At 59.0% G+C, this 22,952-nt stretch carries 17 protein-coding genes; 11 read left to right on the top strand and 6 right to left on the bottom strand.

What is annotated here, in order from left to right:
- Window positions 1-101 precede the first annotated feature (101 nt).
- Complete coding sequence (locus AC1XDK_RS10990; RefSeq protein ID WP_483349951.1) at window positions 102-1,478, top strand: aminomethyltransferase family protein; 1,377 nt, start codon at window positions 102-104, stop codon at window positions 1,476-1,478.
- Window positions 1,479-1,593: 115 nt separating this feature from the next.
- Here AC1XDK_RS10990 and AC1XDK_RS10985 read toward each other — a convergent pair whose 3' ends face one another.
- Complete coding sequence (locus AC1XDK_RS10985) at window positions 1,594-2,454, bottom strand: methylenetetrahydrofolate reductase (protein WP_483349950.1); 861 nt, start codon at window positions 2,452-2,454, stop codon at window positions 1,594-1,596.
- Window positions 2,455-2,909: 455 nt separating this feature from the next.
- Here AC1XDK_RS10985 and AC1XDK_RS10980 point away from each other — a divergent pair, with 455 nt between their 5' ends.
- The 4 genes from AC1XDK_RS10980 to AC1XDK_RS10965 all read left to right on the top strand — a co-directional run bounded on the left by AC1XDK_RS10980 (window position 2,910) and on the right by AC1XDK_RS10965 (window position 10,112).
- The gene (locus AC1XDK_RS10980; protein ID WP_483349949.1) at window positions 2,910-5,483 is read left to right on the top strand and encodes a GcvT family protein; all 2,574 of its coding nucleotides are present in this window, start codon (window positions 2,910-2,912) and stop codon (window positions 5,481-5,483) included.
- Window positions 5,484-5,699: 216 nt separating this feature from the next.
- Window positions 5,700-8,252 (top strand): GcvT family protein, encoded by a 2,553-nt coding sequence (locus AC1XDK_RS10975; protein ID WP_483349948.1) that lies wholly within the window; start codon window positions 5,700-5,702, stop codon window positions 8,250-8,252.
- Window positions 8,253-8,311: 59 nt separating this feature from the next.
- A complete protein-coding gene (gene ilvA / locus AC1XDK_RS10970) occupies window positions 8,312-9,559 on the top strand; it encodes a threonine ammonia-lyase (RefSeq protein ID WP_483349947.1) in 1,248 nt (415 codons plus the stop codon).
- A gap of 109 nt (window positions 9,560-9,668) precedes the next feature.
- Complete coding sequence (locus AC1XDK_RS10965; protein ID WP_483349946.1) at window positions 9,669-10,112, top strand: universal stress protein; 444 nt, start codon at window positions 9,669-9,671, stop codon at window positions 10,110-10,112.
- Window positions 10,113-10,182: 70 nt separating this feature from the next.
- On the opposite strand, the gene AC1XDK_RS10960 is transcribed toward AC1XDK_RS10965, so the two are convergent.
- On the bottom strand, window positions 10,183-10,341 hold the full coding sequence (locus AC1XDK_RS10960) for a hypothetical protein (protein WP_483349945.1): 159 nt from the start codon (window positions 10,339-10,341) through the stop codon (window positions 10,183-10,185).
- A gap of 599 nt (window positions 10,342-10,940) precedes the next feature.
- On the opposite strand from AC1XDK_RS10960, the gene AC1XDK_RS10955 reads away from it, so the two are divergent.
- A complete protein-coding gene (locus AC1XDK_RS10955; RefSeq protein ID WP_483349944.1) occupies window positions 10,941-12,689 on the top strand; it encodes a BCCT family transporter in 1,749 nt (582 codons plus the stop codon).
- 167 nt (window positions 12,690-12,856) lie between these two features.
- Here the strand turns inward: AC1XDK_RS10955 and AC1XDK_RS10950 are convergent, their stop codons facing one another.
- Window positions 12,857-13,516 carry a helix-turn-helix domain-containing protein gene (locus AC1XDK_RS10950; protein WP_483349943.1) on the bottom strand — a complete coding sequence of 220 codons (660 nt, stop codon included), beginning with the start codon at window positions 13,514-13,516 and terminating at the stop codon, window positions 12,857-12,859.
- 447 nt (window positions 13,517-13,963) lie between these two features.
- Here AC1XDK_RS10950 and AC1XDK_RS10945 point away from each other — a divergent pair, with 447 nt between their 5' ends.
- Window positions 13,964-15,112 (top strand): DUF8073 domain-containing protein, encoded by a 1,149-nt coding sequence (locus tag AC1XDK_RS10945; protein WP_483349942.1) that lies wholly within the window; start codon window positions 13,964-13,966, stop codon window positions 15,110-15,112.
- A gap of 448 nt (window positions 15,113-15,560) precedes the next feature.
- Here AC1XDK_RS10945 and rpiA read toward each other — a convergent pair whose 3' ends face one another.
- Entirely contained in the window at window positions 15,561-16,433 is an 873-nt protein-coding gene (gene rpiA / locus AC1XDK_RS10940; RefSeq protein WP_483349941.1) for a ribose 5-phosphate isomerase A, read from the bottom strand.
- 6 nt (window positions 16,434-16,439) lie between these two features.
- A complete protein-coding gene (locus tag AC1XDK_RS10935) occupies window positions 16,440-17,450 on the bottom strand; it encodes an NADP-dependent phosphogluconate dehydrogenase (RefSeq protein ID WP_483349940.1) in 1,011 nt (336 codons plus the stop codon).
- A gap of 598 nt (window positions 17,451-18,048) precedes the next feature.
- Between AC1XDK_RS10935 and AC1XDK_RS10930 the strand changes: the two genes are divergently transcribed.
- Window positions 18,049-18,477 carry a DoxX family protein gene (locus AC1XDK_RS10930; RefSeq protein WP_483349939.1) on the top strand — a complete coding sequence of 143 codons (429 nt, stop codon included), beginning with the start codon at window positions 18,049-18,051 and terminating at the stop codon, window positions 18,475-18,477.
- Window positions 18,478-18,623: 146 nt separating this feature from the next.
- Here AC1XDK_RS10930 and tnpA read toward each other — a convergent pair whose 3' ends face one another.
- Complete coding sequence (tnpA, locus tag AC1XDK_RS10925) at window positions 18,624-19,022, bottom strand: IS200/IS605 family transposase (RefSeq protein ID WP_483350244.1); 399 nt, start codon at window positions 19,020-19,022, stop codon at window positions 18,624-18,626.
- A gap of 43 nt (window positions 19,023-19,065) precedes the next feature.
- Between tnpA and AC1XDK_RS10920 the strand changes: the two genes are divergently transcribed.
- The 3 genes from AC1XDK_RS10920 to AC1XDK_RS10910 all read left to right on the top strand — a co-directional run bounded on the left by AC1XDK_RS10920 (window position 19,066) and on the right by AC1XDK_RS10910 (window position 22,941).
- Entirely contained in the window at window positions 19,066-20,382 is a 1,317-nt protein-coding gene (locus AC1XDK_RS10920) for an RNA-guided endonuclease InsQ/TnpB family protein (protein ID WP_483349938.1), read from the top strand.
- A gap of 100 nt (window positions 20,383-20,482) precedes the next feature.
- Window positions 20,483-21,451 carry a M48 family metallopeptidase gene (locus AC1XDK_RS10915; protein WP_483349937.1) on the top strand — a complete coding sequence of 323 codons (969 nt, stop codon included), beginning with the start codon at window positions 20,483-20,485 and terminating at the stop codon, window positions 21,449-21,451.
- Between the two features lie 149 nt (window positions 21,452-21,600).
- On the top strand, window positions 21,601-22,941 hold the full coding sequence (locus tag AC1XDK_RS10910; RefSeq protein ID WP_483349936.1) for a M28 family peptidase: 1,341 nt from the start codon (window positions 21,601-21,603) through the stop codon (window positions 22,939-22,941).
- Window positions 22,942-22,952 lie beyond the last annotated feature (11 nt).

Genomic DNA, 22,952 nt, shown 5'->3' with positions numbered 1-22,952 from the left:
GATATTGGGGGATTCGAAGCGCTCGGATATACGAGGGTATATAAATGGCAGGTACTATTAACACTGTCTTTTATTATTATATGTAGAATCACTCTACAACGATGCCACAGAATAACGACCATCCAAATCATCCGAGTGTCGATCAGTCGGATCGCACGATCCCGAGAAATCTACGGCAGACTGGTGACCCCGGAATCGAGATGTTGGTGTCGACGCGCGTTCGAAAGTCCCCCTTCTTCGACAAATCCTTTAACGAAGAGGAGGCGTGGCGGTGTACGGTGTACAATCGAATCTACCATCCCCGCGGCCTCGTCGACCCCGAGGATGGTGGCGCGATGGCCGAATACGACGCACTCGTCAACAAGGTGACTCTCTGGGACGTCGCCGTCGAGCGCCAAATCCGCGTGAAGGGACCGGATGCCGAGGCGTTAACCAATCACGTCATCACCCGGGACGCGACCGAAATCGAAACGATGCGCGGCAAGTACGTCATCCTCTGTAACGAGGACGGCGGCATCCTGAACGACCCGGTGTTGCTGCGTCCCGAGGAGGACGAGTTCTGGTTCTCGATCTCCGATTCCACCCTCATGCAGTGGTTGCAGGGTGTCAACGTCGGCATGGATTTCGACGTCGAAATCGACGAGATCGACGTCGCGCCAATGCAGATTCAGGGCCCCCTGTCCGAGGACGTGATGATAGAAGTGATCGGCGAGGAAGTCAGCGACATTCCCTACTACGGCCTGATGGAGGCAGAAGTCAACGGCGCACCGGTGTTGGTGAGTCAGACCGGGTTCTCCGGCGAAAAGGGCTTCGAGATATACGTGAAGGACGCGATGGAGAACGCCGAACGCGTCTGGGACCCGGTCCTCGAATCCGTCAAGGACCACGGCGGGATGCAAATCGCACCCGGACACCACCGGCGCATCGCGGCGGGAATCCTCTCGTGGGGACAGGACATGGACCACGAGACGTCCCCGTTCCAGGTCAACTTGGGCTATCAGGTCCCCGACGACAAGGAGACGGACTACATCGGCAAGGAAGCGCTGGAACAGCAGAAAGAACGCATAGATGCCGGCGAGTACCCGTTCACCCACAAAATGGTCGGTTTGAAGATGGCTGGCGAACCGATCAGGGATTACGCGCCGGACTTCTGGCTGATTTCCGACCCGGAGACCGGCGAAGAGTGCGGTTACATGACGTCACCGTGGTGGAGCCCCGATCTGGAGACGAACATCGGACTCGGCTTCGTGCCAGCCGAAAAGCTTCAGGCGGAAACCGACGCGCAACTCAACGACGATATCTACGACGAGGACCTCGACATCGAGTTCGAGGTGCACCTCCCCGACGAGTACGCCGAGGAACCGGGCGAATCGGTGTACGCTACCTTGGCGAGAGTGCCGTTCAAAGAATCGGTCAACCCGAGTGCCCGCGAACAGGCCAAGCTGAACGCGAAGAAGGAAGCGGAAGCCAACGACTGATCGACGCGGATACCTTGCCCTGCTAACACCGTATTTTCGCTTTTTATTCTGTTCGTCCCGTGATGATTCTGTCGCCCCCGTAACACCTTATAAAATGACTCCGTCGCGTTCGACGTTAGTTCGGAAGGCTCTCGAGACGCCACGATTCGGCGTCGGCCGTCTGGTTGAACGTGTAGATGTGAACGCCGCGGATGTCGTAGGTTTCGTCGTTCACGTACGGTGCAAGGCCGGTGACGAGTTCGTCCGGCTTGAACTTCCCCCGTGAGCTGATGAGTTGCCGGACGAATCCGAGGATGCCGGTCGTTTTCTTGAGGAAGGCTATCGAATCGCCGACGCCGACCTTTTGGGAGATGCCGATCAGTTTCTGGTACTTCATCACGCCCGGAATCCCGATTTCGACGGGGAGTTCGACGCCCCGGGCGCGGATTTCTTCGATCCATTCGATGACCGCTTCGGGGTCGTAGCAGAGCTGGGTGACGATGTACGTCGCGTACGGTTCCTTCTTCGCCATCGAATCGTTCAGCTCCTTTTCGCCGAGAAAGGCGTGACCCTCCGGATAGCCGGTGATTCCGACCTCGTCGAAGGAGTACTCCGTGTCATCGAGCGCGGAGAGAAGGTCGTAGGACGACTCGAACTCCCCTGCCGGCTCTTCACGGTCGCCGCCCGGAACGAAGATGTCCGTGACGCCGGCGTCGGTGAGCCGTCGCGCGATGTCTTCGAGGTGGTCCCGGTCGGTGACGTACCGAGCCGCCACGTGGGGGACGACGTCGTAACCGCGTTCAGCTACTTGTTCGGCTCGTTCGATCGTCCGCTCGATTCCCAGTTGCGGTGACGTGGTGATGGCGATGGTCGCGTCGTCGGGAAGGTACGATATCTCCTCGTCGAAGCTCTCGAACGGCATCAGCTCGAACCGCGCGCCGGTGAGGAGGTTCTCGACGCCGTCCGGTTCGGCACTGTCACGCAGTCTCAAGGACATTTCTTATCCACACATGGTGATTCGGACACTTCTGTCTGTGGGTGGACTTGCTAACGTATTTAAGTAAGAGAGGAAACGTCGGATATCAATTCGCCGAGCGGTAGCGGCGTCTCCAGTAGTAAGCCGAACGTTGATGTCCTCTTCCGGGGACATTCGAAACGCGAGCAGCGACCCGTCATCGAGTTGCTCACGACGGACGGCGCGTCGAACGAGTGGCGAACTACGCTCCATAAAACATCACATGTGTGATTGTTTGGGGTTGGCGAGGATACACGAGAGTGGGCTTTCCAGCCGACTTCCGACACGGCCGCGGGAATGACTACGTAGGCGTGTCTCGTCCCGACACCCTTCGACCCCGGCAAACTCGAACGGTAACAACATTGTCAATTCCCTTCGTGAAACGAACGCGGGCGATAGCTATATTTGTCCACCACGGCCATTTTCGAACCGAATTTATGGACACTACTGACGACGTGCCGACCCGAGCCAACACCGTCATCGTGGGTGCTGGTATCGTCGGTTGCAACATCGCGTACCAGTTGACGAAACTGGGCAGGGACGACGTGGTCGTCGTCGACCAAGGACCGATGCCGACGACCGGCGGGGCCTCGTCTCACGCTCCCGGCATCATGTTCCAGACCACCGAATCGAAAATCCTCACCAAGTTCGGGAACTACAGTCGGAAGCTCTACTCCTCGCTGGAGGGCCAGGACGGCCAGCAGGCCTACAACGAGGTCGGCGGCATCGAAACGGCTCGAAGCGAAGAACGGATGGATTATCTCGAACGCCGCGTCGAATGGGCGAAATCCTGGGGCATCGAGGACCCGCAGTTGCTCTCGCCCGAGGAGGTGACCGAACGCCTCCCGCCGGTGAACGAGGACGCGATTCTCGGCGGCTACTACTCGCCGACCGACGGCCAGGTGTCGGGCGTCATCGCCTGCGATGCGCTCGCTCGGGAGGCGATGGAACGCGGTGCCGATTTCGTCCCGCACACCCGCACGGAGGACGTCGAAGTGGAGAACGACTCGGTGCAAGCAGTCGTAACGGAGAACGGGACTATCGAGTGTGACGAGGTCGTCATCGCGACGAACATCTGGGCTCGACAACTCGGCGAGAAACTCGGCGTCCACCTGCCGGTCGCTCCCGTCGAGCACCAGTACACGATAACCGAATCGCTCGACGAGATGGGGGACGCTGCCGTCGACATCACTGACCATCCGTTGTTCGAGAACTACCGGAACGTCTCCGGCGAGAAGGCAAAGCGACTCCTCATCGGTCCGGACCGGCCCATCCTCCGGGACCAGGACAACGCGATGTACTATCGGACGCACGGCGACGCCTACGGCATCGGCTCGTACAACCACGAGCCCATCGTCCCGGACCCCAAGGAACTGGGCGGTAACGACCCGGACGGTGAACAGGGATCGGTCCACGAGTTCACCGACTACCACATGAACAACGCGACCCACCCGGACCGACCGGACAAGGCCCCCCGACAGGCGAGCGACGAGTTCCTTCCCGCCACGGCGGGCAAGGACCTCGAGTTCAAGTACAACGGGATGTTCGCCGAATCACCGAACGGCTTGCCCGTGATGGGTCCCGTCCAGGAGTACGACGGACTCTGGACCGCTGCGGCGATCTGGGTTACCCACGCGGGCGGTGCCGGCAAGGCCATTGCCGAGTGGATGGAGAACGGCGTTCCGCGCCTGCCCGACGGCCCCATCGACCTCGCGCATGCCGACGTCAACCGGTTCGACGCCCACGAAGGGAGTTGGGATTACACCCACGACATCGGGGGCGAGGAGTACCGCATCGTCTACAACATCATGCATCCCAAGTGGGTGTGGACCGACAAACAGCGGGACATCCGCCGGACGCCGATGTACCACACCCACCGGGAGTACGACGCCGAACTGTGGGCCGAAGCGGGATGGGAAGAACCGCAGTGGTTCGAATCGAACGCCGACCTGTTGGCCCGATACGGCGATCAAATCCCAGACCGAGAGGGATGGGAAGCGAAGTACTGGTCGCCCATCGAGGGTGCGGAGGCGCTGCACGTCCGCAACGAGGTCGGTCTCCACGACATGACCTCGTTCAACAAGATGGAGGTCATCGGAAGCGACGCCGGAGCGTTCGTTCAACGCCTCTGTACGAACGACATGGACATCGACGTCGGCGACGTCAAGTACACTCTGATGTGCAACGAGGGCGGCGGGGTGCGCGCGGACATTACGGTCACGCGGACAGACGAGGATCGATACCTCCTGCTCACGACCGGCCGTGAAGTCGGTAACAATCACGTTGCGTGGGTTCGCGAGCAGGCACCCGAGAGCGTCGTCGTCAACGACGTCACGTCCAGTCTCGCCGCGATGGTCTGCACCGGGCCGAACGCCCGCAAGGTACTCTCGAAGGTGGCCACCACCGACCTCTCGGACGACGCGTTCCCGTTCTTCACGAGCCAGCAGTTCTTCGTGAAGAACGTCCCCGTAACCGCTCTCCGGGTCTCCTACGCCGGCGAACTCGGATGGGAACTGTACACGCCCTCCGAATACGGCGAGACGCTCTGGAATCACGTTCTGGAGGCCGGCGAGGAGTACGACATCCGACCGTACGGAAACGGCGCGCTGAACGCCCTGCGCATCGAAAAGGGGTTCCGGCTGTGGGGGAGGGACCTGCACACCGAGCACAACCCGTACGAGGCGGGTCTCGGTTGGGCGGTCGACCTGGACACCGACTTCATCGGTAAGACGGCAGTCAAGGCGGCGGCCGAAGGCGACAACATCGACCACGAAGTCGCCTGCCTGACCTTGGACGACGAGGACGCGGCGATACTAACCAACCGACCGGTTCTCGACGGCGAGACGCCAATCGGCTACGTTCACAGCGCCGAGTACGGGTACTCCACCGGTGCCTGTGTTGTCTACACGTATCTGCCGCCCGAGTACGCCGAACCCGGTACGGAAGTGGAGATTCTCTACGAGGGCGACCGGTACGCCGCGACCGTCCGCGAGGAACCGCTCGTCTCCTGACTGCCGCTCCCGGCGGTGGAGCAGGAAATCGAATCGCATCTCCTATCTGTCACGATGTGGTTCGGATTACGTCGTGTTCCATCCCTCGGCTTGGTTTGTCTATTTTCCAACCTGTCTATCAGGTCGGAGTAACGGCCGTGAGACGCCGGAATTCACGGACCCTCCCCGACTCACCGGTGTATTTATGATTGTGACAGATACATTCCAACGTGAGATATGAGTACGATGAATCTCCCGTCACGAGCGAGCACCGTCGTCATCGGGGCCGGGGCCGTCGGGTGTAGCGTCGCGTATCACTTGACGGACCTCGGGGCCGACGACGTCGTCGTCGTCGACCAAGGCCCGTTACCGGTTACCGGCGGGTCGTCGGTCCACGCACCCGGCATCATGTTTCAGACCTCGCCGTCGAAGATTCAGACGAAGGCGGCTCACTACACGAGTCGCCTCTTCTCCGACATGGGGGTGTACGACGAAGTGGGTGGAATCGAGTTGGCCCGAAGCGAAGAGCGCATGGATTTCCTCCGTCGCCGCGTCGAGTGGGCGACGTCCTACGGGTTGCCGGACCCGCAGTTGCTCTCGCCCGAGGAAGTGACCGAACGCCTCCCGCTGGTGAACGAGGACGAAATCCTCGGCGGCTACTACTCGCCGACCGACGGACGTGTCGACGGCATCGCGGCCCTCCAATGGTATATCGAGAACACGCCGGCGAACTTCTTCGGAAACACCGAGGTGACGGACTTAGACGTGAGCGGTGGCGAGATACGCGCGGTTGTCACCGATCAAGGTCAAATCGAATGCGACCGCTGTGTCGTCGCGACGAACAACTGGGGGTATCAGACCGGACGATTGGCGGGAATCGACCTTCCGATCGCCCCCGTCGAACACCAGTACGTCGTCACCGAACCGATGGACGAACTGGTCGAGGCCGGAACCTCCGTCGGCGACAACACCGCCGACCTGACGGTGCCGGGTAACCGCGACATTCAGGAGTACATGAGCGAGCGACCCCATCGCCCGGTCGGCAGGGATCAGGACCACTCCCTCTATTTCCGGACCCACGGCGACGCCATCGGCATGGGGTCGTACAACCACGAAGCGCTGTCCGTCGACCCCGAGGCAATGGGGAAGAACAGCGAGGACCGACAGGCGTCGGTCAGGGGCTTTTCCGAGACGCACTGGGAGCGACCAACCCATCCCAACCGCGACAAATCCGCAAAGCAAGCGTTTGAGGAGCTCCTTCCGGCAGTCGAGGGCAAGGAGTACGACGTCACGGAAAACGGAATCTTCGTCTTCACGCCCGACGGGATGCCCGCCGTCGGCGAGACGGCTCAAGTCGACGGACTCTGGACCGCTCTCGCCATCTGGTGGACACATTCCGCCGGATACGGTCACATCCTCGCCGAGTGGATGGAAAACGGCGTTCCGCGGCTTCCGTCGGGACCGGTCGACACCGGCGGCATTCACGTCCAACGGTTCGCACCCCACGTCGGCGAGAAGGACTATTTCGTGGACCGCGGAGCGACGCAGTACGAACAGGTCTACAGCATCGTCGAACCGCGGTGGCAACCGGACGACCACCGGGGACTCCGCACCAGTCCGTTTCACCACCAGCAGGAGGAACTCGGCGCGGAATTCTACCAGTCCGGCGGCTGGGAAACGCCGCAGTGGTACGAATACAACGCGGACCTGGTGGAGCGGTACGAGGAACGAATCCCCGAGCAGGACGGCTGGCAGTCGATAAACCGCTCGAAGATAGAGGGTGCCGAACATCTCCACACGCGGGAGAACGTGTCGATGTTCGACATGACCACGTTCAGTTCGATCATGGTCGAGGGCGAGGGCAGCGGTGAATTCCTCCAGCGGGTCTGTAGCAACGACGTGGACATCGACGTAAATCGAGTCCGCTACTCGCTCCTCTTGAACGAGGGCGGTGGTATCCTCGCGGACGTCACCGTCGTCCGCCTCGACGAGAACCGGTACATGGTCACGACCGGCGGCGGGAACTCGCCGAACATCCACGGCAACTGGCTGAAAGACCGCTCCCCGGAGACCGTCTCGGTCACCATCGAGGAGGGTGCGAAATCCACCATCGGGCTGTGGGGTCCGAAATCACGGCTCCTGCTCCAACGATGTACCGATGCGGACGTCACCAGCGGCGACTTTCCCTATTTCGGCTCGAAGCAGATTTACGTCGGTGAGGTGCCCGTCATCGCGCTCCGCGTTTCTTACGTCGGCGAACTCGGTTGGGAACTGTGGACCCCGAGCGAGTACGGACAGCGGTTGTGGGAGACGCTATGGGAGGCGGGGCAGGACCTCGACGTGCGGCCGATGGGCGGCGGCGCTTTGGAGTCGATGCGCTTGGAGAAGGGATTTCGGCTCTGGGGGACCGATATCGACACCGACGCGAACCCGTTCGAGGCCGGCCTCCCGTTCGCAGTCGACATGGACACCGACTTCGTCGGGAAGGAAGCGTTGAAAGCGGCGAGGGAACAGGGTATCGACACCAGCATCACCCCCATCACGCTGGACGACTCGACGGACATCGTGGCGAGCGGCCGACCGGTCCTCAAGAACGGCGAGCGTATCGGCTACGTACAGGCGGGCGACTACGGGTACTCCATCGGCGAATCCATCGCCTACTCGTACCTTCCGAGCGGGGACGCCAAGGCCGGGACGTCGGTCCAGATACGGTGCGAGGGTGAACTGTACGACGCGACGGTTCGCGACGAACCGCTGTTCGATTCCGGTCGGGAGAAAATACTCCGATAAGCCGAAAGTTGTATCGCACGATAACCAACAGGGGGAACCCCCCAAACCCACTACAACCAATGACATCGACCGAATCCGACGAACTTCCTGTACAGTACGCGGACATCGAACGTGCCCGTGAACGCCTCGACGACGACTCCGTGGTCAAGGAGACTCCCATCGAACGGAGCTCGTCGTTGGACGAGTTCGTCGGCGGGGAGGTGTACCTCAAGATGGAACACCTCCAGTGGACTGGGTCGTTCAAAACCAGGGGCGCGTACAACAAGATACGCCAGGACGTCGACCGTGGTGTGGACGAATTCGTCGCCGCGAGCGCCGGAAACCACGCCCAGGGGGTCGCGCTCGCCGCCACCAAGTGCGGGGCTGACTCGACCATCTACATGCCCGAGAACGCTCCGCAGACGAAGGTCGACGCGACACGTGAGTACGGCGCGACCGTCGAACTCGTCGGCGAGGACTTTCAAGAGACCATGACGCACGCGAAGTCGATGGTCGAGGAAACCGACGCCGAGTTCGTCCATGCCTACGACGATACCGATATCATCGCCGGTCAAGGGACGCTTGGAATCGAGATGTACCACGACCGTCCCCACGCCGACACCGTCGTGGTTCCGATCGGTGGCGGTGGACTCATCAGCGGGATTTCGACGGCCATCAAGCATCTCTCCCCGGAGACTCGCGTGGTCGGTGTCCAGGCAACCGGTGCCGAGACGGTCCACGAAAGTCTGGACAAGGGGATGCCGGTGACGCTCGACGAGGTGAACACCATCGCCGACGGCATCGCGACCGGGGGAATCTCCCGAACGACCTTGGATATCATCCAGCGAAACGTCGACGAAGTGGTGACAGTTACGGACACCGAAATCGCCCGCGCGATTCTCCTCCTGTTGGAGCGGGCAAAACAGGTCGTCGAGGGTGCAGGCGCCGCGGCGGTGGCTGCGATCCTCAGCGACGAACTCGACGTTACCGACGAGACGGTGATGCCGTTACTCTGTGGCGGGAATCTCGATATGACGAGACTACAGACGGTGTTGGTTCACGCGCTGACGGAACGCCAGCAGCTCCTCCGACTCCGCGTTCGTATCGACGACCGACCCGGGAAGATGGAAGCCATCTCCGGAATCATCGCGGACAAGGGTGCGAACATCCGAGACGTCCGCCACGACCGGTCCGTCGACGATTTGGAGATCGGCGAAGCATATCTCGTGTTTCGGGTCGAGGCCAGCGGCGCGGGGCACGCGACATCGATAATCGACGCCCTCGAAGCGGCCGACTACTCCGTCGAAAACATAACGAAGACGATATAGTTCGTCTCCGTCGTCCGCGTGTCGTTCGACCCGCGTTCATCCGCCCCGTCGAGCACGCGGGGAAACATATTTGGTAACTGGTTACGGAGCAACGACCGTGCGACCGGTCATGTATGATACCATACTGATTCCCTACGATGGGAGCGACGAAGCGAAGAACGGTGCCAAACACGGAATCGAACTCGCGGCCGCGCTCGGGTCGTCCGTCCACGCACTCTACGTCATCGACCTTCCGGGAGTGCCTCGTGCGCCCGCGCTCCGCGACGACGAAGAACGACTTCGACGGGAGTACGGGGAGTACGGAGAGAAGATTATGGCCGAAATCAGCGCCGTCGCCGCGCAACACGGCGTCGAATGTTCGACCGAAATTCGGAGCGGGTCCGTGAGCGACCAGATAGTGGAATACGCTGACGAGGGAGAGATCGACGCCATCGTGATGGGGTCCGCCTACCGCGGGAAACTCGGCAACCTCTTGGGAGGAACAACTGACAAAGTGGTTCGCAGCGCCACGGTGCCCGTAATCACGAGACGAATGAATGCCGATGAACTGTGACAACCCGGTAACGTTGGTTTCGTCTCGGTTGCTATGTGCGTTCGATGGGTCACAATCGAATTCGACCTCGTTACGACTTCGTAAGTATCGTTTCTCTGAGGTAAATCACGATACTCGCGCTTAAAAAGCTCACCCCGGCCACCCGAAGACTCCCGTTCGTCATCGCCACTAGCGCGATACCGAACAGGAGTACACTCAGGGCGGCCGCTGCCGTCGCCGGTATGTTCATTGTATCATCAGTATCTCGATAGGGTAATAAAACGTTGACGTACTGTTTTCGATGATTCCTCGACACTTACATTTTATTCCACACTTGTATATACAATTGATACATTGGGACGATTCCGGATATCCAAATGAATCATCGTCTGTGTTTGACTTCTGTAGGGTGAGTCGGTCCCGTCGGCCACGGCACGGGACGGGAAACACAACGTCTCATCGCGGTTACACTACCTGCGAGCGACGAATACACCCGTCTCGGACCGAGCGGTCGCCCTATCGACATCCTCGATACTGTTCGCGTCGCTCGATTTCCGCCCGTGCGAACCACGTGGTCGACGAACGGTGTCGAAAATTTTGCCGAAGTTTTATTATTTTCCGTTCAGACTAATGGGTGAGGCAGTATAACACACTGCATCCCAACAGAAAGCACGGGTCGATAGCGAGGTTATTAACACCCTTCGTTAGACGACTACTAGGGCGAGATATAGTGGACGAAAACCACGTTGGAACGACACGAAAGACCGAACGAGTGAACCGACCTATGACCTAGGATAAGATTCATGATTCACAGTGGACAAAACCGGTTACGTATAACGGTGGTACCGCATGGCGGAAGATGAACAAAACACGGACGAGATGTCAACCGGGCTTCAGGTGGATCTCTTCCACCCGGAATCCGACCGCGAGCCCGGTGACACGAACATCCAAGGGTGGGGATTCGACATCCATCCGGTGGTGTTTCCGGTCGCGCTGGCGATAATCGTAGTGTTCGTCGCCGCGACCATCATTCTCGGTGATCAGGCGGCCAATTACTATTCTGCTGTCCGTAGCTTCTTCGAGGGGAATTTCGGTTGGTTCTTCCTCCTCTCGGTAAACATCTTCATGATAACGATCCTCTACTTCGCGCTCGGTAAGTACGGGAAGATCCGGATCGGTGGCGTCGAAGCCGAAAAGGAGTTCAGCGACTTCTCGTGGATGGCAATGCTGTTCAGCGCCGGCATGGGGATCGGTCTCATGTTCTATAGCGTCTCGGAACCGTTGTATTACTTCGGGAACGTGCCCGGTTTTTTCGGCTTCGACCCCAAAACCGGTGAGGCGGCGTCGGCCGCGATGGCACAGACGTTCTTCCATTGGGGATTCCACCCGTGGGCCATCTACGGACTGGTCGGCCTCGGACTCGCCTTCTTCTCGTTCAACCGGGGGCTCCCGTTGACGTTCCGGTCGATCTTCTGGCCCCTGCTCGGCGAGCGAATCTACGGATGGCCGGGACACCTGATCGACTTAGTGACGGTGTTCGCGACGTTGTTCGGCCTTTCGACGTCGCTCGGACTAGGGGTCAAACAGATCAACACCGGACTCTCCTACGTCGGCGGCGACATGCTCGGCCTCGTAAGCATTCCGACAGGGACAGTTCCGCAAATCGTGCTCATCGCCATCGTCACCGCCATCGCGACGGCTTCGGTCGCCGCCGGTCTCGATAGCGGCATCAAGCGCTTGAGCACGATAAACCTCTACCTGATGTTCGGACTGTTGGGGTTCTTGCTCATCGCGGGCCCCACCACCTACATCTTCGGCACGTGGGTGCAGGGCCTGGGAACGTACTTCGGTAATCTCCTCTCGCTGTCGTTTTTCACCGGCACGCAGGGTGCGGGCGGCGAGACCGTTTCGGGATGGACGGTGTTCTATTGGGCGTGGTGGATCGCGTGGTCGCCGTTCGTCGGAATGTTCATCGCGCGCATCTCGAAGGGCCGAACCGTGCGTGAGTTCGTTATTGGCGTGCTGTTCCTGCCGTCGCTGTTCTCGACCCTCTGGCTGTCGGCGTTCGGCGGAAGCGCGATGTTCAACTCCCTGATAGGGAACGGACAAGCCCTCTCCATCTACAACAATGCCGGACAGACTGTCGCAATGTTCGCCCTCCTGGAACAGTTCCCGTTGGGTGCCATCTCCGGTGGGTTGGCCACCTTACTCGTCGTCACGTTCTTCGTCACGTCGTCCGACTCGGGGTCGTTGGTTGTTGACCACTTGACCTCCGGCGGGAAACACGACGTACCCAGAGCCCAGCGCATCTTTTGGGCGGTCACCGAAGGTGGTGTCGCGGCGCTCTTGCTGTGGGGTGGCGGTCTCAACGCCCTGCAGACTGCGGCTATCGCGACCGGTTTCCCGTTCGCGCTCATCCTCATCCTGATGTGCTACACGGTCTACCTCGGACTCCAGAACGAGTACGAAATCCTGGAATCCGAGCAGTTCGCCGAGCGCGTTCAAGACATGGACTTGGACGACGACGTCGAGATTACGAGGAGCGACGAGACCGTGACCGATATCAAAGGGGGTGCAGATGCCGAAGGAACCGACTGAGTCCGCCGTAGCGCTGTCGCGTTCTACGATTTTCGACCCCGCCTCGGAGTAGTAATTCGACCTGCATATTTGTGATTTATGAGTGATATCTTGTCGTAATTATTGGTTTGCTGATATTGGGGGAAGTCCGAACGAGGCGAATCACGGTCTCGTTCCGAGGTCAACAGTCACTCGTCGCTCTCGCCGTCCGAAATCGTCGCGGCGATGAGGTTCCGCATCCCACGACGCAATCTCCCACTCATCGCCGTCGACGACACTCCCAGTTCGCCGGCGACATCGCTGAGCGAAATATCGCGCGGTTCCTTGAAATACCCCCGGTCGTATGCGGTCTGTAGCGCAACCTTCTGTTCATCGGTCAGTCCGTAGGACATCTCGGTCCCAGCGTCGTTGTTGTTGTAAATCTCGATGATGTCGAGGCTGATGTCGTTCTCGTTTGCAAAGGTCCAGACGCTGGCGAGAGCTTTTCTACTGGGGAGGAGTAACTCGACTTGCCAACCGGTTCCCTTCGTCTCCGTGTCGACGAGGAATCCGTTCACGTCCGTCACTACAGTGCTGATGAGTTTCGTCGTGGGCGTGTGCTCAATGTAGTAGATGCCGGTCCTGTCCGTCCAGTCTATGAGTTCGTACTCGTTGACCGTCGGGTCGTCGTCCAGCATCTCTTCAAGTTCTTTCCGGTCGTCGTATTCGATGAGAAACGGGAAAACGGTCGCGCCCGGGTTGGTGTTCCCCTGCGGGATAACCCTGATTTTGATTTCCTCGAGATTCCGTAACGTGGGGACGAGTGAGAGCCGTTCGTGTTTGATATGGGATTTAACAACGATTGGCATATCCGTAATATTTGTTCTCTATCCACCGTATCGCGACGTTCCGATATAGTAGTCCTCCAGCGTCGATTCGTCCGGTCATGTCGTCCACTTCGAGTATATACCCCCAGGTACACAATAATGTTTACATATATAGATACGTAGGACATACCAAAATTTAATCCGCTTACCGTAATTCTATACTCTCCGTCCTATGACCGATACTGGTTTCGCAGGAACCGTCCCTTGACTCGCTCGTCCTCGGTTACATCCCGGTGAGTGATTGACGATAGAAAATATACTTACAAGTATGGTCATCTGGCACGAGTGTCCGTCCATCGCTCTCCATCGAAAACGTGTTCATCGATGTCATACGGACGCTTCTGGGTGGGGTATATAAATATGTGGATAGTTTATGATATACCTATTTCCCCTCATAGAGGATGGTAGAAAACAGACAGGGCCATGGCAATGAGTAACACGTTCGGGTGGTTCACCGGTGTGCTCGAACAGTACGAATCGGGGCGTGCGGAGATACGGCGCGTCGAAGCGATTCGCCCCGACGACCCGGAATCGAACAGGGAGTTACGCGCCTCCGTCGATATCGCCGTTCCGATGTGTGCACCCTCGACGGACGAATCGGACGATGATTCCTCACCGAGCGGTGTGACGATTCGGGAGGACGGTGGGTTACAGGTCGACCTACCGCCTTCTGTACTTCCCACAGTGAACCGGATCGACGACGATCGAATCCTCGTCGAAAAGCGGGAAAATGCACGCATCGAAGACGGAACGATTCTGGTGACGACCCTCCTCACTCTCTCCTCCGACGACACGGCGAAACGAACTCGGGCCGAGAAGGACGAGACGACACGCCAACTCGACGAGAGCGCTAACGACACGTCTGCAATGTCCGAGCACGGAACGAATCCGAGCGATGGACGGCCGTCCGTGGTTATCGACGAATCGGAGCACGCGGACCCGATCAGCACGGCACGAAACGACGATTTACCGCCGTACGAGGACGCCGAGTATCTACAGCGTATCTACGACACGTGTGAGACTTTCGCGGAAATGGCCGAGGTGATCGAGATGGACGTCTCGGCGGAGACCGTCCGTCGCTACATGACCGAGGCGGCCGTACACGAACCGACCTCCTACGACACCGTATCGAGTTCCACCGAAAACGTCGAGTCGCCAGAACGGGACGGTAGCGACACTTCGCTGGCGTTGGAGGGAGACGCCGCCCGGAACCCGAAGGAGGGTTCCGAAACGACCCCCACCGGTCGGGAACCGAAAAGGCGATCGGACGAGACGGATTCCGAACCCGATGATCCCGTGGACGGTATCAAAAGTCAACAGCTGATCGCCGACGGCATCGGACTCCCGAACGAGGTGACGATCGACCAGTTGGCAGACGCGGTCGAGTCTTCGATAACGGTCCACGAGGTGAAACAGGAACTGAACATCGAACGCGATGAGGCTCGACGACTGTTGGAACGATTGAATCTGCTGGACCTCGTTCTCACCCGGGTATGGAGGGAGAACGGTCGCAGGGTGTCGCGGGACGAAATCGCGGATCGGATTCGCCTGAGCGTCACGAATGACTCACGAGCCTGAAAAGCAACTCCTCTCATCGTACAGTAATTCTAGTATATATTATCGTTGTCGATTCGACATTCCCGTCGTTGTTGCGGACGAAAGCTCGTAGAAAAGGTTCGAATGGCCCCATAAACCCCGATTACGATCCGTCCGTCCCCGTCAAAATACTCGTTCGGAACGCAGCCTTTTCTATCGAATACCAGCTGAAAACGGCCGTTGTCGCTCCGATGACCGGATACAGACCTTTCCGGTAGTGAATAGACGGGCGATCGCAAAAATAACATTTTGTTGACTATATGTCCCGATAACGGAACGCTGACAAATATATTCGGACGACCGAACGGACAGCACACCACTACCGACACGTTGTGTCACTCGCCCGGTCGTATATGGGTCGCAGAACGACGCACAGGTCGTGTCTGGTCGTTCGAGTCCATCGCGAAGCGGCGATTCAGGGTGGAGTGGGTCAGAATCGCGTCGTACCCACGTCGTCGTCGGTTCCGTAGACGACCTCGTCGACCATGTTCACGAACAACCCGTGTTCCTGTGCGCCGGGAATCCGTGCCAGTCGTTCTGCGCGCGCTTCCGGGTCTTCGATGTCGCCGAAATCGCAGTCGACGACGAGATTCCCGTTCGCGGTGAACAGCGGCCCGTCCTTCTTCTCCGCGTAGCGAAGCGACGGGTCGCCGTCTTGGTCCCGAATCCACTCCTTCACCACGGTCCGCGATTCGGGCAGTATCGAGAGCGGGACGGGATACGACAACGGCGTCGACGTCTTGTTTTCGTCCGTTGCGATGACCAGTTTCTCGGCCATCGAGTCGATGAGTTTCTCGCGGGCGTGGGATGCACCGCCCCCCTTGACGACGTGCGGGTTCTCGGGGTCCCACTGGTCTGCACCGTCGATGGCGACGTCCAGTTCCGTCACTTCGTCCACGTCGATAAGCGGGATTCCGGCCTCCTTCGCGAGTTCGTGTGACTGAAGCGACGTTGCGACTCCACGGACGTTCTGTAACGTCCCCTCGTCTATCTTCCAGCCGATTTTGGCGATTGCCCACGCCGTCGTACTTCCCGTTCCGAGTCCGACGTCCATCCCGTCTTCGACGACTTCCGCGGCCTGCATCCCGCCGCGACGGCGCATGTCCATCAGAACGTCCTCGGCCGAACTCTTGATTCGCCGCGGCGACGGAATGACGCGGATGTTCTCGCGGATTTCGTCCTCACCGAGGTCCAAATCGCGCTCCGCGAGTTCGTCCTTGGCTTCCTCGACGGTTTCGTCTTCCGTCTCCGCCCACACGCTGATGTCCTGTCCTTGCTGGTGGTAGCTGAACTGTTTCGCCATGGATTCTCACTCGTCCTCGAAGCGGTCTTTCGGCCGGACCGTGTCCATCTCCTCTCTGTCCTCCGCAAGATGGTCGCGTGAGACGTTGTCCACGCGCCCGGTGACGCGCTCGTCGAGGATGTCTTCCGACTCCCCGAACGGGTGCGTCCCGAAGCCGTGCCGCATGGCCGCGATGGCCTTGTAGGCGTGCTGCTGATTCCCCCGCGATTTGAACAACTCGATGACCGACTGGCTGATGACGGGAATCGGCGTTTCTCCTTTGAACGCCTCCTGAACCAACCAGTTGACCTCGCCCGTGTCCTCGACGTAGTTCGGCACGTCCTCGTAGTTGTCCTCTCCGAGTTGGTCGCGCATCAGTTCGACCAGCCAACTCTGGATGACCGACCCGTTGGACCAGTTCGTGAAGACGTCCTCCAAATCGACGTCGAAATCCCCCGCTTCGAGCAGTTCGACGCCCTCGGCGATGGACTGGAGCATTCCGAACTCGACGCCGTTGTGAACGAGCTTCACGAAGTGTCCGCTTCCCGGCGGGCCGACGTGCAGGAGTCCGCCCTCGACGGAGAGTTCGTCGAGTATCGGTTCGGCGATTTCGAAGCCCTCCTCCCTGCCGCCAACCATGAAACACGCGCCGTGACGTGCGCCGGGCGGGCCGCCGCTGGTGCCGGTATCGAGGTAGTAGATACCGTCCTCCCACACTCGTTCCTCGCGGCGCATCGAATCCCGCCAGAAGGAGTTCCCGCCGTCCATGACCACGTCCCCTTCGTCCAAGTGGTCCGTGAGGCTGTCCAGTTGCTCGTCGATGAGGTCCCCCGCGGGAAGCGACAGGTAGATGGTCCGCGGCGGATCGAGTCGCTCGGCCAACCCCTCGTAATCACCGCTGTCGAGCACCGTTACGCCCTTGTCCGTCAGTTCGGGACGGTCGGTCGTATCACAGCCGACGACATCGATGTCCTTTTCGGTCGCTTGTTTCGCCAAGTTCCCTCCGATCGAACCGAGTCCAATTATCCCAAGTTCCATGTTTACGATCAATCCGCGTCGTTCGTTCACTCGACCGAGATAACGGCACAATAACGACGAATTCTGCTAGTGGCGATACCCCCGTCGTTTCAAGAAAAAATACCGTACCGAGAGACTAAATCATTCTGGCTAGTCATCATGACGCATGCTGAGTCTCTGTGTTGTCCTCGCATCTCGGCCTACCTTGTATCTCACCGTTTTTCGTGTCGTCTCTATTCGTCGCGAACTGACCTGGTCTGCCGGTACCGCTCACCGCTCGAACTGAGATAGTGTCGCTATTTCTCTCGACTTTCGGGTGAGAAGGAAGTTCTTTTATTTCGACCCCACGATGAGCAATATTGGAGTCGTGTTCAAGTCCTACATCCAAGATAACGATAATACGATGAGCAGCCATCGAGAAACCGAACAGCGGATCAGAGAGGCTGCGTATCACATACTAATCAAACACGGATACGCGGACCTTTTGATCAAGGATATCGGTGTCGAACTGATAGACCTCCTCCCCTGCGCTCAAGCGCGGGGATTCCGGAGTCTTTAGGCGCGGGAGGATGTCAAACGGATGGAACACTGTTTTTATTCCTCGTTTCTTATTAATGGCATGAGCAACAATACCGACGGTACCTTTGCCCGACTCAAACGACCACTCCTCTACGTGATGGGTTTTCTCTACGTCCTCGCGGGCGTGATGCATTTCGTCGCACCGAAGGTTTACGCTCGAATCGTTCCGCCGCAGTTCCCGCGTCCGGTCCTCCTCGTCTATCTCTCAGGAATCGCGGAGGTCGTTCTCGGAATCGGCGTGGTAATTCGCCGAACGCGCCGCCCGTCCGCGTGGGGTCTCATCGCGCTGTTACTCGCCGTTTTCCCGGCGAACGTCCACATGGCGAGGAGCGGCATGATTCCCGAAGCGGTTCCGGACTGGGCTGACGGTATCGCTCGGGTCGCGCTCTGGGCGCGCCTCCCGTTTCAGGTTGTCCTCATGCTCTGGGCGTGGTGGTACACACGTGTGACACCCGAAAACGTCGGGTGACGGCGACCGGACACACTCGGTTCGTCTAGGACAGACACCGTCGAGTTGTTGTCGTGGCGTAGAGTAGCTCTATCTTCTCGATTTCTAAAGGAAACAGCGAGAGTTCCACGGGTCACCTAACCCGTGGGTGAATCGCGTACGCTAGCCTAATGTTCAGTCTCCTCGATGTACCGACGAACCACATCTTCGGAAACTGTACCAGTTGTCCCGACGTAGTATCCGTCTTTCCACAACCCACTTCCCCAGAAGTACCGCTGTTTGATTTCTGGATGGCGTTTCAGAATCGTTCGGCCCGAGTAGCCCTTGAATTGCTTGGCAATCTCGGCAGGACTCCACTTTGGATCTGCCTCCACGAACAAGTGAACGTTGTCGGTGGCAATCTCCATCGACACAATATCGTCACCGAACCGGTCAGCAGTTCCGTGGTACAACTCCACAATTTCGTTCCGAACTAATTCCAACATCCGGTGACGGTACTTCGGACACCACACGAAATGATACATACACAAACTAATCGAATGTGCATGACTTCTGTACTCTCCCATCCTAATCCCTACTCTTATTATCACTTGATTCGATAGTCAAGGTATGGGTATCGAAGAAGTCACGAAGACCGCACGCACCCGACTCTATACAGAGTCGAGTGAGCGGTCGTGGCTCAAAGATGCCCGATTCACCGCACGAGACATCGCCAACGACACACTCCGACTCAAACAAGACGGCTACAACCGCACCGAAATTCAGAACGAAGTTGACCGCGACGACTTCCTTCGGAACAACAAGTGTGCGGTCGTCGGGAAAGCCCTGCAAGCGTGGGACTCCTACAAGGAACTCCTCAACTGGTGGCACAACCAAGACGACACCAACGTCAGCAAACCGTCACCACCATCCACGGACAAGAAAGGAGCGTACCCGCTCGTCATGGCGCACACCGAGGGTTACCGACTTACCTACAACGACGAGGATGACCGCGTAGCGTTCCGTGTGAGTCCGAAGCCGTACAAGAAGGTGAGAAGACACCTTCGTGGACGACCAGAAGACCTCGGTCTCATCGAGTCGGCTTTGACTGAGGATGAGTGGTCGTTGGGGCAGGCCGAACTTCTGTACCGAGATGGCGTGTATTACCTACACGTCACGGTCAAAACAGAAATCGAAGTACCTGAACCCGAAGACGCTGACACACTCGTCGGCGTCGATATTAACGAGCGCAACGTCGCTCTCATCGCTCTTAACCGTGAGACGATGGACACGCTTGGAACACTCGTGCTGGATTACGGCTCTGTGAAAGCCGAACGCCAACGCTACCACACCATCACGAAACGTTGTCAAGAACACGGCCAACGCTCAATCCACCATCAACTCGGAGAGAAAGAAGAACGCTACACAGAGTGGATTCTTCATAGACTCTCCCGAGTCGTAGTGGAGTTCGCCCAACAGTTCTCGAACCCGGGTATCGTGTTCGAGGACTTGAGCGGGATTCGAGACGCCATCAAGTACGGCACGTACATGAACCGGCGTCTGCACAAACTTCCGTTCCACAAGTTCGAACAACAGGTTCGATACAAAGCAACGTGGAACCAGATTTCCTGTGAGACGGTTGAGTCACCGTACAACTCGAAATCGTGTTCTTGCTGTGGGCATCGTGGATACCGTCAGGGGCGACGGTTCCGGTGTACGAATGATTCGTGTGCGGTTCAGCAAGACCATGCTGACCGGAACGCGAGCGTGAATGTGGCGTGGCGAGCGTGGGCAAAACACGCTGGCGTAGACGTTGAATCGGTTAATTACCGGACTCGCAAAACCCAACCATTTGTTCGGAAGGTGAGCCTGTCTGGGTCGGGGCGCTCTGTAAACCGCCCAACCTCATCCCGCGACATCGCTTCGCGTGGAGTGCTATCGGCATAGGCTGAGGGAACAAGAAAAGCCACGGGTCACCCGACCTGTGGTCGTTTACGACTGGATAGATGGCGACACCCGTTTGCGTGTGTGGCCCGTACGAAAGCTTATGGCAGCGTCATCTCGTCGGCCGCGCGGACTCACGATTCTGGTTGGAGCGTGGTTGCTCGTTCTCGCTGGTGTCGTCGTCCTCGTCGGTTCTCGGGTGATTCGTACGCTCCTCGCTACTGCTGACCTTCCGGCGATGCTTCTCTTTGCGGGGGTGAGTGCGCTGGTTTTCGGCTACGTGAGCTATCGGATGAGCACTAAACGCCTCCTCGAACGCCTCGATGTGACCCCGCTCTCGGAAATCCGTTCGCCGGGAATTCAAGCGAGTGTTGACCGATTGACTCGCCGGATGGGTATCGAACGACCGGACGTCTTCATCGCACGCCTCGGTCAGCCCAATGCGTTCGCGCTCGGGAGCGGGACACTCGTTATCGACTACTCGCTCGTCCGTCTGCTGGCTCCCGCAGAACTCGAGGGAGTTCTCGCTCACGAACTCGCCCATTTAGAGGGCTACGATGGTCTCCTACAGACGCTGGCCATGATTCTCCTCCGGATGGTTGCTACCCTCGTACTCGTGGTCGTTCTCCCGGTCATGGTCGTCGTCTCACTCGGTTGCTGGGGACTTTCGCTCATCGCTGGTCGACCGGTGCGGGGTCCCACCAGCGTTGGGAGCGGCGTGCGGCGTGGGTTGGGTAGAGTCGTGGTTGGTCTGTTCATCGCTCCGACGCTCGTCCTCCAAGCCTACTCTCGCCGCCGGGAGTACGCGGCCGACCGGCGGGCCGTGTCGGTCCTCGATGAACCACTGGCGCTTGCCCGAGCGCTCGAAAAGATTCAACGCGCAAACGAGCCCAGCGGGCTGTTCTCGTGGTTGTTTCCGACTCGCGACCGGCGGGCGGACCGAACTCCGCTGGAACGAGCGTTCGCGAGCCACCCACCGACCGACGAGCGCGTGAGCCGCGTTCGCGAGGCCGCAAAGTCCGCTCTGACGACACACGAAACGAGTCAGTGGCACCACATCGAAGTCGAATAACCCCGTTCTCTCGTCGTTCTCGACGGTGCGATTTCGAGAGCACGAAAATCCGCACTCCTCGTCGAACCACATCGAGTAGTGATGAGTCGTCTGCAACGCAATTTTCCGAGACACATACGTTTTTGCGGTATCACCGCACGACTGAATGCATGACTCGACTCCCAGACGCCGTCGTTGGTGACGCCTATCGCTGCGATTTCTCGTGGCGGGTTCTCGAAGACCTCGTCGACCTCGAAACGCGGATGGCCGGACAGAAGGGGGAGAGGGAAGGTGCGAACGTACTCGAAGGGTACTTCGAAGAAATAGGGTTGCGGAACGTCCACCTCGACGAATTCGATATCGATGGCTGGTGGCGCGGGTCGTCTTCTATCGAGACCGGCGGGAGCCACGACCAGCGATACGAGAAGGATTATCAAGTCATCGCACTCCCGGGGACGCCTGCGGGAACGGGCGAAGGCGAATTGGTCGACGTGGGCTACGGCCGACCCGAGGACTTCGAACGGGCCGACTGCGACGGCAAGATTGTCATGGCTTCCAGCGAGACGCCGGACGATTTCGGGCGCTGGATTCACCGGATGGAGAAGTACGTCAGCGCTGCCAACGCCGGTGCAGTGGGCTTCATCTTTCGGAATCACATCGGCGGCTGTCTTCCACCGACCGGTGAGGTCGGGTACGACAACCGCCCCGGTCCGATTCCGGCGGTCGGCGTTTCGAAGGAACTCGGAGCGCGCCTCGCCCGTCACGCCGAGGGCGGTGACCTCTCGGTAACGGTCGATGTCGACTGCCGGAACGAACCTTCGACGTCGGTCAACGTCGTCGGCGACCTCGGACCCGATACCGATGAAACGGTCCTCCTAACGGCGCACGTGGACACGCACGATATCGCCGAGGGTGCGAACGATAACGGTGCAGGAAGCGTGCTCGCGACCGAGGTCGGTCGCCTGCTCACTCGAATCGAGGATGAACTCGAAACGCGCGTTCGCGTGCTCGTGTTTGGGTCGGAGGAGATCGGACTACAGGGCGCGTACCACGCGATGAACTCGTACGACCTCGACGCCGTGAAATGCGTCGTCAACATCGACGGTGCGGGTCGAGACCGGACCCTCTCGGTAAACGCGAACGAGTTCGACGAAGTCCTCGACGCGTTCGAGACGGTAACGGACGAAGCGTCGGTTCCGCTCGTCTCCAGCAACACCGTCTCGCCCCACGGTGACCAGTGGGCGTTCGTTCAAGAGGGGGTTCCCGGCGTGATGGTCTCCTCGACGAATCCCGACAAGAGCGGTCGCGGGTGGGGACACACGCACGCTGACACGCTCGACAAGATCGATATCCGCGACCTTCGCGAACACGCAGTCACCATCGCAAACGCCGTTTGCGAACTCTCCGAGAGCGACTGTGACGTTCCGAGTCGTTCCCGCGAAGATACACGCGATCTGATCGACGCCGGGTACGAAAAGGAACTCAAACTCGGCGGTCGCTGGTCGTACTGAGCCCCATTCTC

The organism is Haladaptatus sp. HS23 (assembly GCF_056892285.1).
The sequence above is the reverse complement of the archived record's forward strand: the minus strand, read 5'-3'. Positions and strand labels throughout refer to the sequence as shown.